Origin of the sequence: Paenibacillus sp. BIHB 4019 (genome assembly GCF_002741035.1) — a bacterium.
Lineage (GTDB): Bacteria > Bacillota > Bacilli > Paenibacillales > Paenibacillaceae > Pristimantibacillus.
In genome coordinates this window covers 112,573-128,145 of sequence record NZ_CP016808.1, presented here as the reverse complement: position 1 = coordinate 128,145, position 15,573 = coordinate 112,573, and the positions used below count along the sequence as shown (strand labels likewise).

Here is a 15,573-nt window from a genome sequence, read left to right as displayed (position 1 = left end):
ATATAAAAAAACAGCAGCGGACTAAGTATAGCCTTAGTCTGCTGCTGCCGGTTTTAAGCTTTAGCCGCCCATAGTTCAATTTCTATTTTTATTTCTGGCAGCCCTAATTCCGAAAGATAGCCAATCGTCATTGAGGGATAATGAATGCCAAACAGCTCCGCCCATTTTTCGTAGAGATATTCCCAGTCTATTTTTTCAGTGGCCCAAATGTTCACCTTAATAATATGATCGGAGGTTAATTGTTCGGAGTTCAGCAAAATGTTGATATTAGCAAACGTATGGTTGATTTGTTCATTCAAAGTGCTCGGGATGTTGCCGCTTTGGTCCGTTCCGATTTGGCCAGAAGTAACATACAACTCAGCGTTTCTCGGAATTATTGTAAGGTGGCTGTAATTCCCTACTGGACGGGGCATTCCTGCTGGATTTTTTCTAGTAATTCCTAAATTCTTCATGCATCTTCGCCTCTCATTTTAAGATTTCTACCATTTTCAACCAACCCTTTTAGGCACACTTCACCCGTTAAATGGATTTTAGAAAAAAACAGCAGTCGAGTATCCGTAGCCAGAGGATATGAAATGCAAGGATCGTTTCTTCATGACCGGACACTCCTTTCTCTTAAAATTAGGAAGATGTAATCGTAGGTAAAGTTTAAGTGAAACGATAGGCGGAGTCAAATTCCAGTGATCTTTAAAGCCAAATCAATCTGCTGTTTAATAAATCCGGAATAATAGAGGGCTACAGAGGGGGGATTGTTTTTTTTCTCTTATGTTTATTATCCCCTTAGCTCAGAAACGCGGATTGGATGATTGCAAATAGGTTAATGGCCTGCTTGAGATAGGTTTTTTTATCCCCGATATAAGGGACGACGATCGTTCTGAGCTAAGGGGATAACCTGCAAAAGCAAAACGTATAGGTAAGAGAAAGAGAAAGAGAAAGAGAAAGAGAAAGAGAAAGAGAAAGAGAAAGAGAAAGTCAAAGTTCTGGTTATGGGGATAGGTATAGATAGGGGCGGCGAGAGGTCGGACGGAGCTTTCAATTTATAAAAAAAGGCGAGAGGCTGCCCCGAAGCAGATTCTCGCCTTTTTGCTCCCAACCGCGGTTAAGCGTTACACAAACTTGCGGCTTGTTTTTTTGCCGTCGCAGCTGAACACGATCTTTTTGTCCTCGACGACGGTTTCGAGATGGACCGATTTGCCCCAGAGATGTACGACATGCGGCAGCGTGCGCTCAACATATTTCAGATCGAGCTCCATGCCTTCGTACTTGTGAAGCAGGTAGAGCTCGCCTACACGGTTAAAGTCGCCATCTGTGACGAACAAGCTGGGGAAGCCGCCGTTCACTTTAGAGTAAACAAGCTGGTCGCGAATATTTTCCCACGATTTATCGGTTATTTTCCACTCCGGCCCCTTCTTCTCGAAAACATACAGGTCCAGCTCCTTGACCAAATCCTTGGTCAAATAATTACGGAGAAACGAAATATCCGAATCGAGCTCGCGCACCTCGAACATTTTTTCCCGGCCTTTGCCCGGTACGCGCCCGAAGCGCCGCTGCTCCTCTATCGTTGGCTTATCCCAGCGCTTCTCAATATCCTCGAAAATTTTCAGCCCCAAATAATACGGATTCAGCGTATGCCGGGAGGGCACGACGACGGAGGAGTTCAGCTTGGCAAATTCAATCGTTTCCTCGCTTGTCAGGTCGAGCTCGCGAATAATACGCTGATGCCAGTAAGAAGCCCAGCCTTCGTTCATAATTTTCGTTTCCAGCTGCGGCCAAAAATAAAGCATCTCATCGCGCATCATCGACATAATATCGCGCTGCCAGTCCGCAAGCTGAGGCGAGTACTCCTCAATAAACCAAATCAAGTCCTTTTCCGGTGCTGGCGGAAAATGTTTTGGCGGCGGCGTTTGATCCTGGCGATTGGCATCATCCGGGTCGAGCCCCCATAGATCCTCGTATTCGGAAGGGATAGCCGTGTTAACTGAACGGTTCTGCTCCGTCGTCAGCATTTCAATATAACGGGTTTTATCGAGCTGGTATGGCTTAATAATTGCAGAGTCCACATGCTCCTGAATGGCAAGCACGGCATCGATAAATTTTTCGACGGCTTCCAGGCCATAATCCATTTCATATTGCTGAATGCGTTCAGCTGTAGCGGACATGCTCTCGACCATATTGCGGTTGGACGTGCTGAAACGGGCGTTATTTTTGAAGAAATCACAATGGGCGAGTACGTGCGCGACGATCAGCTTGTTCTGAATAAGTGAATTGCCCTGCAGCAGGAAGGCGTAGCAGGGGTTGGAGTTAATGACGAGCTCATAAATTTTGCTAAGGCCAAAATCATATTGCATCTTCATTTTGTTGAAGGTTTTCCCAAAGCTCCAGTGGCTGTAGCGTGTCGGCATGCCGTACGCGCCAAACGTATAAATAATGTCGGCTGGGCAAATCTCATACCTCATCGGGTAGAAATCGAGGCCAAAGCCTTGAGCGATTTCCGTAATTTCATCGATGGACCGCTCCAATGCGCGGATCTCATCCTGGTTCATCAGCCATCCCCCCGTACTTGATAATACCGTTCATACCATAGGTATGTGCAGTGGGCCAAGTTTATGACGGGAAGGGGATGAATAAGCTTGAAAAACTCATAATTTCAACATCCAAGCATATATTGGCAGATAGTGAATGCTGACGCAGTCTACCTATGTACAGGAGGATGGTCATTGATGAGCGAATCTGACAATACGAGGCCGAAATACCCGCATATCCCTCAGCCGATTCGGAGTGACGGGGCGGGAGGCCCGGATTTAGGGCCGCGCGATGTGATGCGGGATTTGGAAAATCCGGATATGCTAGTACCGCCTGTAACGGATGCAGGTCTCGTTCCCAATATGAAATTTTCATTTTCGGATGCCCATATGCAGTTGAATCAAGGGGGCTGGTCCCGTGAGATAACGGCTAGGGAGCTGCCGATTGCGACAACGCTGGCAGGTGTCAATATGTCGCTAATAGCGGGCGGGGTCAGGGAAATGCATTGGCATCAACAGGCAGAATGGTCCTACATGCTGCTTGGAAATGCGAGGATTACTGCGGTGGACCAGAACGGGAAAAATTTCATAGCGGATATCGGGCCGGGCGACTTGTGGTATTTTCCGCCGGGCATTCCTCATTCCATTCAAGGGCTGGAAGGGGGCTGCGAGTTTCTGCTCGTGTTTGACGATGGGAATTTCTCGGATTTAAACACCTTGTCGATTTCCGATTGGTTTGCCCATACGCCGAAGGAAGTGCTGTCGGCCAATTTTGGCGTACCGGTTAGTGAGTTTGACCATATTCCCGATGATCAGGTTTATATTTATAAAGGGGCGGTTCCCGGTTCCATAGAGAGTCAAAAGGTAGAATCTCCATACGGAACAATCCCGCAGTCCTTTAAGTTTGAGTTGTTGAAGCAGACGCCTATCCTTACGCCGGGAGGCAGTGTAAGAATCGTCGATTCATCCAACTTCCCAGCATCAAAAGCGATTGCAGCAGCACTTGTAGAAATTAAGCCCGGCGCTATGCGAGAGCTCCATTGGCATCCGAATAACGACGAGTGGCAATATTATTTATCGGGTCAAGGCCGAATAACTGTATTTACCGGCAATGGAAATGCACGAACGTATGATGTGCGGGCAGGCGATGTGGGATATGTGCCGTTTGCCTGCGGTCATTATGTGCAAAATACCGGAAACACAACTTTATGGTTTCTGGAAATGTTCAAAAGCGATCGCTTCGCCGACGTTTCCCTTAATCAATGGATGGCGCTCACTCCAGCCGAGCTTGTAAAAAGCAATCTCAACGTAGGGGACGCGTTTGTATCCAAGCTGCGCAAAGAGAAATGGCCGGTGGTCAAATATCCGGGTTTTTAAAGCCGGACTAGGGCTGGGCTATGTCCGTCGGCATCTGACCTATGGAAGAGGCTGGACAAAAGCAGGCAAACTCGCTATTATGAATAATAATTCAAATTAATGAATATTTATTCAGTAGGAGGTGTTATGCTTGCAGCATTTTTTATCTTTTGAGCACATAACGAAGGAGCAGCTTCAGAGTATCATTGAACAGGCGGTTGAAATAAAGCGCAATCCGCAAGTCTACAGCAAGGCGGCCGACAATAAGGGGCTGCTGATGCTTTTTCAAAAAAGCTCAACAAGGACAAATCTTTCGTTTCAATCCGGCATGAACCAGCTTGGCGGCTACGTCGTTCCGATGGACTGGAACAGCAGCAACTTCAGCATTTCGCCTATCCAGTACGAGTCGCGCTACGTCTCAAGAAACAGCGACATCATTATGGCGCGGCTCAAAAATCATGCCGCTTTGCTGGAGCTGGCGCGTTATGCGACCGTTCCTGTCATCAATGGCTGCTGTGATAAATACCATCCATGCCAGGCTCTGGCCGATCTGATGACAATCTATGAGGTGGCGGGTACGTTTTCTGGTGTAACGCTCGCCTATGTGGGGATTCACAACAATGTGGCCAATTCGCTCGTGGAAGGCTGCATGCTGCTTGGCATCAAGCTGCTGCTCGTTACGCCGATCATTAATGAACCTTCATGGAATCAGTTGCTGATGGATAACGCGCTGCAAAGCGGCTGGGTGGAACAGCTCGACAGCTTGCAGGATGCAGCCGCACAATCACAATTTGTATATACGGATACATGGATTGATATGGAGTTTTATCAAGAGGAATTTTATCAGGAGGAGAAGCGGCGCCGCATTAAGGAAATGCTTCCGTATCAATTAAACAGCAGCACTCTTGCGGGCTGTACGCCTTACATTATGCATGATATGCCGATTCATCCTGGCTTTGAAATATCAGAGGAGCTGGTAGAATCGGAGCATTCGGTCATTTACCAGCAGGCGGAAAATCGGATGCATGCTCAAAAAGCGCTGCTGCTTCATCTCCTTCCATAAGTTTCCGGCTTCGCCAGCGGGACATGCCTTCAAATAAAGTTGAAGGGCATATCCTGCTGGCGGGCCGGATTTTTTTGTAATTGAAACAAGCTGCCATTGGCAATGAAAGGTTATGTATAGTAATATAAAATTGTGATCTTATCAAATTTTTTAATACAATTTTTGTAAGAAATTATTATATGAGAGAGAGTATGAGGATAAAATTGTGCTTCATCTTACGTTAGAATCAATCGTTCACGGGCTGTTGTATATTATGGCGGCTGCACTCATGTTTATTGTTTTTACCCCTAGATCGCTGGCCTCTACATTGAAGCGGAGGCTGCTTTTTTTGGGGCTGCTCGTCGTATTTACAACGGTATTTCTGAGCTTGGAGGAAATTGACTCCCTTGTCTACGCGCTGCATCTGACCTCCGTCTCTCTGGCGCTCGCTGTGCTTTATGAAGGATTGCTTCCAGGTATAGTTACGGGAATGGTATTATTCTTTGGCGGTACTTTGCTCTATGGCAACCACTGGCTGCCAACAGGAACAGCTATCACTGTGCTGCTGCTGACCGGATTGCTGTTCCACTTTAAAATAAAGCCAAATACCCAGCAGAAGCTAAGCGTTGTTAATCTGTTCCTAGTCTTGTTATACATGCTGGCTTATATCGGTGTTTCCCTTGCGCTCGGTCATGCTTTAAATGTGCTACAGCTCGGTATAATTGCTGTTGGGGCGGCTTTTTCATCGTTGCTGATCAGCTTTATTTATTTTAATGTGAAAAATCGGGAATGGTACGAGCAAATGCTCATCATCTCCGAAAAAAACCAAATTGTAGGCCAGCTCGCTGCCTCTATTTCGCATGAAATCCGCAACCCGCTTACTACGACGCGAGGTTTTCTGCAATTGATGAGCAAGGAGCCGCTAGACCGCGAGACGTTCGAGCGCTACCGCACCTATGCTTTTGAAGGGATCGATCATGCCAATGCCATTATTACCGACTATTTGAATTTTTCAAAGCCTAGTGAAGAAGAGCGGCGGCTGCTGAATGTGAAGGATGAAATCGACGGAGTCATTCCTTGGCTGAAGCCTTATTCGGCGCTGTCGAACATATCCGTTGAGGTGTATCATTTATCGAAGGAGCCGCTCATTATTTGCGGCGAGGTCAAGAAATTTCAGCAGTGTATGCTCAACATCATGAAAAATGGCATTGAGGCTATGCCTGAAGGAGGCAAACTTACGGTGCAGACCGAGCTAGTGCGCAATAAAATTCAAATTCTCGTCCGCGATACGGGCTGCGGGATGAATCGCTCCCAGGTTAAGCGGTTAGGCTTGCCCTATTATACGACGAAGGAGCGCGGCACCGGGCTCGGGCTAATGGTTGTCATGAATATGGTCAAGGAAATGAACGGCAAAATTTTTTTCCACAGTAAAACGAATCAAGGCACGATATGCGAGCTTCAGCTCGAGCGGGCTGCTGCTTCAGAATGACGAAGCAAGCAAGCGAGCGAGCTTGGCAGGAAGCGAATAACGGATAAGGAAGGTTGAAGGAGGCTGTGAAGGCAGCTCTTTCAACCTTTTTTTCATAGGGACAAAAAGATTGGAAGCGTTATGAATTCGTGCTTGCGTTCTGCTGCTGCATAGTGTTTAATGAAATTATACATTGTAATTTTATTAGTCGGTTAACAAAAACATTAATCTTATGAGGTGAGCTGAACATGTCCAAACAAGCAAAGCTGATCGTTGATAAGGATTTTGTAGTAGGTGAAGTCGATAAAAGAATTTATGGCTCGTTTATCGAGCATTTGGGCCGGGCAGTATATGGCGGCATTTATGAAAAGGACCATCCGCAGGCGGATGAACAGGGCTTTCGCTCCGATGTGCTGGAGCTTGTAAAAGGGCTGGATGTGCCGATTGTGCGTTATCCCGGCGGCAACTTCGTATCAGGCTACAACTGGGAAGATGGCGTAGGCCCGCTTGATCAGCGTCCGCGGCGTTTGGAGCTTGCTTGGCGCACCATTGAGCCGAACTGGATTGGCTTTAATGAATTTATGGACTGGTGCCGCAAAGCGAATACGGACGCGATGATGGCGGTCAATTTGGGGACGAGAGGGCCAGATGAGGCGCGCAACCTGCTCGAATATTCCAATCACCCTTCAGGCACGTATTGGAGCGATTTGCGCGTGCAGCACGGCTACAAGGACCCGCACAACGTCAAAACCTGGTGCCTCGGCAATGAAATGGACGGCCCTTGGCAGATCGGCGCTAAAACCGCCGTCGAGTATGGACGTATCGCCAGCGAGACTGCAAAGGTTATGCGCTGGGTTGATCCAACGATCGAGCTTGTCGCTTGCGGCAGCTCAGCGATCGGCATGCCGACCTTCCCGGATTGGGAAGCGACAGTGCTTGATTTAGCTTATAATGACGTGGATTATATTTCACTGCATCAGTATTACGGCAACCGCGAGAAGGATACAGCGAATTTCCTCGCGCAATCCGTAGGAATGGACTCTTTCATTAATACGGTCATTTCGACAGCTGACTTCGTACAGGCGAAGAAACGCAGCAAGAAAAAGATCAACCTTTCCTTCGATGAGTGGAACGTGTGGTTCCATTCTAATGAATCGGACAAAAAGCTTGATCCTTGGCAAATTGCCCCTCCACAGCTGGAAGATATTTATACGCAGGAGGATGCGCTGGTCGTCGGCTGTATGCTGATCAGCCTGCTCAAGCGTGCCGATCGGGTGAAGATGGCTTGTATCGCGCAGCTCGTCAATGTCATCGCTCCTATTATGACGACGAACGGCGGAGACGCATGGAAGCAGACGATTTATTATCCGTATATGCACGCAAGCCTGTTCGGCAGAGGCGAGGTGCTTGTGCCGCTCATGAGCTCGCCTAAGCATGACACTAAAGATTTTACAGATGTGCCTTATATTGAAGCTGTAGCGGTGCATAATGAAGAGAAGCAAGAGGTTACCGTTTTTGCGGTGAATCGTCATCTGGAAGAAAGCATTTCGTTCGATATCGACCTTCGCAGCTTCGGTCAAGGACGCATTTTGGAGCATATTGTTTTGGAAAATGAGGATTTGTCTGCTTCCAATACAGCAGATGCGCCTAACCGCGTAACGCCGCACACGAATGGCAGCGCAACATTAACGGATAAAGGCCAAATCCAAGCTGTACTGAACAAAGCGTCATGGAATGTCATTCGAATTAAACTGTAAAGACTAATGGGGAACAATCGCAAGCTTAGCTCGGGTGAGACGGGCTATACAGGCGGTTGTTCCCTCTCGTTTCATTTTATGCGATGATAAGAGGAAGGAGGGTGAACACAATGATTAAAGCCAATACAGATATAGCTTGGCTGCCGCTCTATGAGGCGTTGTCGAGCCACGTGCGGCTTCATATTATAGATTTGCTGGCAGTAAGCCCGATGAATGTTAAAGAGCTTGCAGAGGCGCTGGGGCTCAGCAGCGCGATTGTGACGATGCATATTCGCAAGCTGGAGAAGGCGCATCTCATTGAGACGAAGATGGTGCGCAAGCAGGGAGGCACGCATAAAATATGTACGCTCGCCGAGCAGCATATAGAAATCGAGCTGCCCCATCATACACGCGAAGTGAAAAAAATGCATGAAAGCTCAGTGCCAATTGGACACTACACCGAGTATGAAGTACATCCGACCTGCGGCATTGCGACGGTGGAGAAGGTCATTGGCCAATTCGATGATCCGCGCTTTTTTCTAGAGCCGGAGCGGATGAATGCGGGCATTTTATGGTTTGGCCGGGGATACGTCGAATATAAAATCCCTAATTATTTGCTGCCGGGGCAGCGGCCGAGCGCATTTGAGCTTGTGCTTGAGCTGGGCTCCGAAGCACCAGGGTATAACCCGAACTGGCTGTCTGATATCAGCTTCAGCTTGAATGGGACGCCGATCGGCAAGTGGACAAGCCCTGGCGATTATGGGGATACACGCGGCAAATTTTCTCCTTCCTGGTGGCAGGGCAACCTGAATCAATATGGCTTGCTCAAAGTCATTCGCGTGCAGGAGGATGGCACCTTTGTAGATGGGCAGCAGGTAAGCGACACTAGCCTGCAGCAGATTACACTTGATCGCAATCACTGGACGCTGCGCATCGCGGTAGATAAGGATGCTGCGCATGTAGGCGGCCTTACCCTATATGGCAAAGGCTTTGGCAATTACAATCAGGATATGATGTTTCGGGTTTATTACGAGGAATAAGCAAATGAATAAAAGCCGTATCGCAGCCAGGTTGGGGGGAACTCTGACGATTGCGATACGGCTTTTATTATAGGCGTTTGTGTGAGTAAGAATAAACTTGTGCTAAAGCACGCGACGTGCTGTTGCGTAATTTTTGCTCCACCAGCTGGAGCTTAAACTCGTAACGGTCACTCCAGGAGCACCGTATGTATGAATGATCTGATTATTGCCGATATAAATGCCGACGTGATGAATAGGGGAATAGAAGAAAACGAGATCGCCAACCTTCAAATTGCTTCGAGATACGAACGAACCGACTTTCGATTGATCCTTCGAGCTTCTAGGCAAAGAAACGCCAACCTTGGCGAAAACATATTTGGTGAAGGAAGAGCAGTCAAAAACGCGAGTTGAACTAGTGGGAGCGCTGAATTTATAAGGAGTTCCCATAAAGCCTTTTGCCACTGACACAATTTTGGATTGGGTGGAGGCGGATGCCGCATAAGCTGCCGGTGCTTGTGTAAAAGGAACAGCAGATAAAGTAAGCGATGCAGCAAGTGCAAGGGATGCAGCCATTTTGCCAAAACGAAGTTTTTTCATGATGTGAATGCCTCTCTTCTCTGGGTTGATAGCTTGTCTATTTATATGTTTATAGCTATACAATACCACAATTAAAATTGAGAGTAATTTCCTCTGAGACCATAAAACTAGATTTAATGGTGTTTTGATACCAATTGTTAAAAATAGATGAGAAACTTCTCATTCAAATCCAGGCTAAAATGAGAAGAATGATGAATGATTACGCATTCATTAGTTATTTTTTGTAAGTAAAAAATAACCCCCATGGCCTTTAAGGCCATGGGGGTTATGCGTGTTATCCTTTATTCGTTCATCGGTTCTGCTTATTAACCTTCAAGCAGAAGCGTTTCTGGATCTTCAAGCATTGCTTTCACTTTAACGAGGAAGCGTACCGCTTCAGCGCCATCTACGATGCGGTGATCGTAGGAAAGGGCGATGTACATCATCGGACGGTTCTCGGAGCGCTCAGCGTCGATCGCAACTGGACGAAGCTGAATTTTGTGCATGCCCAGAATACCAACTTGCGGTGCATTAATGATTGGCGTGGACAGCAGCGAGCCGAACGTGCCGCCATTCGTAATTGTGAATGTACCGCCTTGCAGGTCAGACAATCCAAGCGAGTTCGTACGGGCTTTGCCAGCAAGGTCAACGATCGAGCGTTCGATTTCAGCGAAGCTCAGGCGGTCTGCATCACGGACAACCGGAACAACAAGACCTTCCTTAGCCGATACGGCAATACCGATATCGTAGAACTGCTTCACAATAATATCTTCGCCTTCAATTTCAGCGTTTAGCAGCGGGAATTCTTTCAGTGCGCCAACGACAGCTTTCGTGAAGAAGGACATAAAACCAAGACCAACTTCATGCTTGTCCAAGAACGATTGTTTCCGGCGTTTACGGATGTCCATAATTGCGGTCATATCCACTTCATTGAACGTTGTCAGCATAGCTGCTGTTCTTTGAGCTTCAACCAGACGATTCGCAATCGTTGCCCGGCGACGCGACATTTTTTTGCGCTCGTAAGGCTTAGCCGATTGGAATTTAGGTGCAGCTGGCGCTTTAGCAGCAGGAGCAGACGGTGCTTGCGGCGCTGCCGGCTGAGTGCCGTGCGAGCGGACATCATCGGAGCTAACGCGGCTAAGCGGATCGCGGGATTGAACCTGTGTCAGGTCAATGCCTTTTTCTCTTGCAAGCTTTCTTGCAGCAGGGGAAGCGGCAACTTGACCGCCTTTGCTGTCTGCTTCTGCTACAGGAGGCGCAATAGGTGCCGCTTGCGCTGGAGCAGCTGCTTCAACAGCAGGAGCTGCTTTCGCTGGCTCAGCTGCAGGGGCGGACGGAGCCGCTCCGCCTGCTGCAATGGAGCCAATAGCTTCGCCGATTTGAACGGTATCGCCTTCGCTGCGTGTAATCTCTTGAATCGTGCCATCCTGCTCGGCGCTGATCTCGATGTTGACTTTATCTGTCTCAAGCTCCAGCAGCACATCGCCTTGCTTAACCGAATCTCCTACTTTAACAATCCACTTGGAAATCGTGCCTTCCGTAATCGATTCTCCCATTGCTGGTACTATAATTTGTTGCACAGTGGCTACCTCCCTGAGTTGTATGTCAATGACGGACTATGTTTCAATGTTTGCAAAATAATATGCTGCTGCTCAAAAGCATGTACTTGCTGGAAGCCGCTCGCTGTGCTGGAACGCTCTGGGCGTCCAATGTAGCTTACGCTTGTACCTTCTGGCGCAAGCGCACGGATGCGCGGATCGGCATAATGCCACGAGCCCATGTTTTTCGGCTCTTCTTGAACCCACACAATTTCCTTCAGTTGAGGGAAGCGGGCGATAATTTCAGCAATTTCCTTCTCAGGGAACGGATACAGCTGCTCGACACGAATAATGTGCAGCCAATCCAGGTCCTTCCCTTGCTCCTTCTCGATTGCATCCTCCAAATCGATTGCAATCTTGCCTGTGCACAAGATCAGGCGCTCTACGCGCTCTGGCTTGCTGCCGAGGCTCGGCTGCTCAACGACCAGCTTGAACGAGCCATTGCTAAGCTCGGAAGCGCTGGAGGCGACACGCGGGTTACGAATCAAGCTCTTAGGAGCCATAATAATCAACGGACGTGCAGCTTCGCTTTCCGTAATGGAAGCTTGGCGGCGCAAAATATGATAATACTGCGCAGCGCTCGTCAAGTTGGCAACTGTCCAGTTTTCTTCGCCTGACAGCTGCAGGAAACGCTCCAGACGCGCACTGGAATGCTCAGGTCCTTGGCCTTCATAGCCATGCGGCAGCAGCATAACGATGCTGGATTTTTGCGACCATTTCGAACGGCCTGCGGAAATGAACTGGTCAATAAGCACTTGCGCGACGTTGGTGAAATCGCCATATTGCGCTTCCCAAATAACCATCGTTTCCGGCGCGTGCACGTTATAGCCATATTCAAAGCCTAGAACAGCAGCTTCGGAAAGCGGGCTGTTATGGATTGCGAACGATGCTTTCGCCTGCGGCATTTGGTGCAGCGGGCAGAACGTTTCGCCTGTTTCAGCATCATGCAGCACGAGATTGCGGTGAGCAAATGTTGCGCGCTCGACATCTTGGCCGCTAAGTCTGATCGGCTTGCCGTCAGCAAGAATCGTAGCAAAGGCAAGCGTCTCCGCATGGCCCCAATCCAACTTCTCGCCTTCGTTCAATGCATTCGTGCGGCGCTCCAAAATCTTCTGCAGCTTCGGATACACATTGAAGCTTTCAGGGAAACGAAGCAGCTCGGTATTAATCGATTGCAGTGTTTCAATGGATACAGGGGAAACGGAAGTATTGTTATCCTTTTCTCCTTGCAGTCCTTGTGTCTGATGAACAGGCTCTTGGCCATCACGTGCTTTCACTTCGTCATAAGCAGATTTCAGGCGGTCAATAACGCCTTGCTTAAGCTCCGCTACTTCAGCCTCTGTAATAGCGCCAGCTGCAATCAGTCTATCGGAGTAGATGGTGCTTACAGTGGCATGAGCCCTTACTTTCTTATAGATAAGAGGTTGAGTCGTTTCCGGATCATCCGTCTCATTGTGTCCATATTTACGATAGCCAATCAGGTCAACTAGGAAATCCTTCTTGAAAAGCGTACGGTATTCGCTAGCCATCCGCGCTGCAAAAATACAAGCTTCAGGATCATCCGCGTTAACATGCACGATTGGAATTTCATAGCCTTTAGCTACATCGCTTGCGTATTGCGTCGAACGGGAATCATGGCTTTCTGTAGTAAAGCCGATGCGGTTGTTGACGATTACATGGAGCGTACCGCCGCTGGTATAGCCTCTCAGCTGAGCGATATTCAAGGTTTCCGCTACAATGCCTTCGCCAGGGAATGCTGCATCACCATGCATAACAATGGAAGCAGCTGTGTCCAGGTTCGTTACCGGATAACCAGGCTTGCTGCGATCATCCTGTGCTGCACGAGCAAAGCCGCCGACAACCGGGTTGACGAATTCAAGATGGCTCGGGTTGTTCGCGAGCGTTATGCGAGTTTCAACCGTTTCGCCAGTTTTGAACGAACGATTGGCGCCCAAGTGGTACTTCACATCGCCAGTCCAGCCGTAGTTGATGCCGATCGAGCCTTCGGACGGAATAAGCTTCTTGTTCGGCGAGTTGTAGAACTCGGAGAAAATTTTGGTATATGGCTTGCCCAGTACATGCGCCAAAATATTAAGGCGCCCACGGTGTGCCATGCCCATCGCAATTTGGCTCACACCGTCATTTGACAGCTCGTGAACCAATTCATCGACTATGGCTACAAGCACATCGTTGCCTTCAACGGAAAACCGTTTTTGACCGACGAAGGTGCGCTGCAGAAAATCTTCAAATTGCTCTGCTTCGAATAGCTTGACGAGCAGCTTCTTGCGTTCTTCCTTGTTGAGTGCAGCAGAAGGCAGCTCGCGCTCAACGCGCTTCTTGAGCCAAGCACGCTCCGCTTCATCATGCACATGGCTGAATTCGAAGGCTAGCGTACCTGTGTAAGCTTTAAGCAGCTTCTGGATGGCTTCCCATGCATTAGCAACATCGGAAGGAGCATTCGTCCATACGAGCTCGGCAGGCAGAGCCAGCAGATCCGTCTGAGTGATGCCATACGTTTCCGGGCTTAGCATCTTCGTATTTGATTTAGGTCCGATATCGAGCGGATCAATATCAGCCGCCAAATGACCGAAAGCGCGAATGTTCCATACAAGCTTGCCGGCAGCGACCAAATTTTGAAGCGTTTTCGCATCGATTGAAGCAGCGCCCACCGTTTGAGGAGCAGCGGCAGTTTGACCTGCAGCATAAGCAGGCGGCTCGCCAAAGCGAGCAAATAAATCGCGGTATTCAGATGTTACGGTTTCAGGGTTTTGTTTAAATAGCTCATATTGTTCTTGGATGTACCCATAGTTGGGGCCATAATAGCCTTCCCACGGGTTTGGGTTAGTTTCATTGCCAATCGACATTTTCGACAGATACCTCCGTCTTTGAATTTTGTAAGTTTATGGACGGAATCAGAACTAGCATATGACTTCATTATAGTACAGAACGACATGGAAACTTAAATAACGATTATGTATCATAACTATCTTGAAAATAGATCAATCGGTGAGCCGCTAGTCCATCTTCTCAGTCTCTCCCATTTATCGGTTATTCAAAACCGATTGTTAAGGGCTTTGAGCAAAAAATGTATGCCCTTTCAATTTATACGAAGCAGCCTGCTTAAAGTTTCAATTGTCCATTCTTAGGGGCAGCGGTAAATTTCTCTTTTGCCGGTTATCCCCTTAGCTCAGAAAAGGGTGGGACGATGGGGATTTTTGTTAACGTGTCACTGTCTAATCAGCTCTTTATTTCAGGAGGTGATGGCGTTTAGGAGGTTTGGATGGTTTGCGCTGCTTGTGCTGCAAGGCAGTTTCTGAGCTAAGGGGATAACGGCTCAAAGCGAGAGGAAGAGGCTGCAACCTTTTTGAAACAGGCATCGTTTATAGAATTAGAACGCGTTCAACAACTAAAGGAGATTGATTCTAATGAAGAAACGTATCGCAACAGCATCTATTTCTGCTGCCGTGGCTCTATCGGTAGCGCTGACAGGTCAGGCTTTCGCAGCAAGTTCATTTACGGATATCGCAACCTCCCCGCAAAAGGCGCAAATTGAGACGCTTCAAGGGCTCGGAATTGTGAATGGCGTATCGCAGTCGCTGTTCCAGCCGGAAGAAAGCTTGACAAATGCACAAGGTATTTCGCTTATTGTAAAGACGACGCAAATTAGCCTTGCCGCCATTTCATTTAATAAAGCTCCAGAAGCAGAAGGCCTTTTTAGCAATGTGAAAAATAATGCCTGGTACGCAGACAGCTTCATCATCGCGCACTACAACGAACTCGACATTCCAGCTGATATTGACCCAAATGCCCCGATGACACGCGAGCAGTTCACGCATTACCTCGTGCAGGCGCTGGAAAAGACCGGACAATACCCGCTGATCAAAATGTATGTCGTCATTTCAGACGAGAGTGACATTACGACTGAATATCAAGGCACCATTCAGCGCGCTTTGCTATACAAGCTTACTGCTTTGGATGATAAAGGCGAATTCCATCCGCAGCAAATTTTAAACCGTGCTGAATCCACAGCGATGCTGTACAATGCGCATCAATTTATTAAGGAACATAACGAGCAGCTTGAAGGAGAGACTGGCGACCAATCTCTAGAAGAGCAAGGGATAAAGCCAGCACAGCAATAAACGTTTAACTGCAGCATAGAAACCTCCAACCCTACTGTTAGAAGCGGGTGTGGAGGTTTTTTCTCGTTTATGCCATGAAAACGCTATTTTATTGACGGATTTTTTGGTTCAGGCCTA

11 protein-coding genes are annotated in these 15,573 nt (G+C 48.1%); 6 read left to right on the top strand and 5 right to left on the bottom strand.

The annotated features are described in order from the left end of the window. Window positions 1-53: 53 nt before the first annotated feature. Together BBD42_RS00570 and BBD42_RS00565 are read right to left on the bottom strand one after the other, a co-directional pair. On the bottom strand, window positions 54-452 hold the full coding sequence (locus BBD42_RS00570; RefSeq protein WP_099516560.1) for a RidA family protein: 399 nt from the start codon (window positions 450-452) through the stop codon (window positions 54-56). A 654-nt stretch (window positions 453-1,106) separates the two neighbouring features. Continuing rightward, on the bottom strand, window positions 1,107-2,543 hold the full coding sequence (locus tag BBD42_RS00565; protein WP_099516559.1) for a SpoVR family protein: 1,437 nt from the start codon (window positions 2,541-2,543) through the stop codon (window positions 1,107-1,109). A gap of 177 nt (window positions 2,544-2,720) precedes the next feature. Here BBD42_RS00565 and BBD42_RS00560 point away from each other — a divergent pair, with 177 nt between their 5' ends. The 5 genes from BBD42_RS00560 to BBD42_RS00540 all read left to right on the top strand — a co-directional run bounded on the left by BBD42_RS00560 (window position 2,721) and on the right by BBD42_RS00540 (window position 9,164). Next, entirely contained in the window at window positions 2,721-3,899 is a 1,179-nt protein-coding gene (locus tag BBD42_RS00560) for an oxalate decarboxylase family bicupin (protein WP_099516558.1), read from the top strand. A 130-nt stretch (window positions 3,900-4,029) separates the two neighbouring features. Beyond that, window positions 4,030-4,941, top strand: a complete 912-nt coding sequence (locus BBD42_RS00555; RefSeq protein ID WP_099516557.1) for an ornithine carbamoyltransferase — start codon at window positions 4,030-4,032, stop codon at window positions 4,939-4,941. 205 nt (window positions 4,942-5,146) lie between these two features. Next, window positions 5,147-6,409 carry an ATP-binding protein gene (locus tag BBD42_RS00550; protein ID WP_099516556.1) on the top strand — a complete coding sequence of 421 codons (1,263 nt, stop codon included), beginning with the start codon at window positions 5,147-5,149 and terminating at the stop codon, window positions 6,407-6,409. 227 nt (window positions 6,410-6,636) lie between these two features. After that, the gene (arfA, locus tag BBD42_RS00545; RefSeq protein WP_099516555.1) at window positions 6,637-8,145 is read left to right on the top strand and encodes an arabinosylfuranosidase ArfA; all 1,509 of its coding nucleotides are present in this window, start codon (window positions 6,637-6,639) and stop codon (window positions 8,143-8,145) included. Between the two features lie 110 nt (window positions 8,146-8,255). Continuing rightward, entirely contained in the window at window positions 8,256-9,164 is a 909-nt protein-coding gene (locus BBD42_RS00540) for an ArsR/SmtB family transcription factor (RefSeq protein ID WP_099516554.1), read from the top strand. A gap of 102 nt (window positions 9,165-9,266) precedes the next feature. Here BBD42_RS00540 and BBD42_RS00535 read toward each other — a convergent pair whose 3' ends face one another. The 3 genes from BBD42_RS00535 to BBD42_RS00525 form a co-directional block, all read right to left on the bottom strand. Continuing rightward, window positions 9,267-9,740, bottom strand: coding sequence for a C40 family peptidase (locus BBD42_RS00535; RefSeq protein WP_099516553.1), 474 nt, complete (start codon window positions 9,738-9,740; stop codon window positions 9,267-9,269). 305 nt (window positions 9,741-10,045) lie between these two features. Continuing rightward, complete coding sequence (gene odhB, locus BBD42_RS00530) at window positions 10,046-11,299, bottom strand: 2-oxoglutarate dehydrogenase complex dihydrolipoyllysine-residue succinyltransferase (RefSeq protein WP_099516552.1); 1,254 nt, start codon at window positions 11,297-11,299, stop codon at window positions 10,046-10,048. Window positions 11,300-11,304: 5 nt separating this feature from the next. Continuing rightward, window positions 11,305-14,181, bottom strand: a complete 2,877-nt coding sequence (locus BBD42_RS00525) for a 2-oxoglutarate dehydrogenase E1 component (protein ID WP_099516551.1) — start codon at window positions 14,179-14,181, stop codon at window positions 11,305-11,307. Window positions 14,182-14,742: 561 nt separating this feature from the next. On the opposite strand from BBD42_RS00525, the gene BBD42_RS00520 reads away from it, so the two are divergent. Then, window positions 14,743-15,456, top strand: coding sequence for an S-layer homology domain-containing protein (locus BBD42_RS00520; RefSeq protein WP_099516550.1), 714 nt, complete (start codon window positions 14,743-14,745; stop codon window positions 15,454-15,456). Window positions 15,457-15,573 lie beyond the last annotated feature (117 nt).

Excerpts from the sequence above, each read along its gene's own strand:
- BBD42_RS00570 (WP_099516560.1), bottom strand. The coding sequence starts at position 452 with ATGAAGAATTTAGGAATTACTAGAAAAAATCCAGCAGGAATGCCCCGT.
- BBD42_RS00565 (WP_099516559.1), bottom strand. The coding sequence starts at position 2,543 with ATGAACCAGGATGAGATCCGCGCATTGGAGCGGTCCATCGATGAAATT.
- BBD42_RS00560 (WP_099516558.1), top strand. The coding sequence starts at position 2,721 with ATGAGCGAATCTGACAATACGAGGCCGAAATACCCGCATATCCCTCAG.
- arfA (WP_099516555.1), top strand. The coding sequence starts at position 6,637 with ATGTCCAAACAAGCAAAGCTGATCGTTGATAAGGATTTTGTAGTAGGT.
- BBD42_RS00540 (WP_099516554.1), top strand. The coding sequence starts at position 8,256 with ATGATTAAAGCCAATACAGATATAGCTTGGCTGCCGCTCTATGAGGCG.
- BBD42_RS00535 (WP_099516553.1), bottom strand. The coding sequence starts at position 9,740 with ATGAAAAAACTTCGTTTTGGCAAAATGGCTGCATCCCTTGCACTTGCT.
- BBD42_RS00525 (WP_099516551.1), bottom strand. The coding sequence starts at position 14,181 with ATGTCGATTGGCAATGAAACTAACCCAAACCCGTGGGAAGGCTATTAT.
- BBD42_RS00520 (WP_099516550.1), top strand. The coding sequence starts at position 14,743 with ATGAAGAAACGTATCGCAACAGCATCTATTTCTGCTGCCGTGGCTCTA.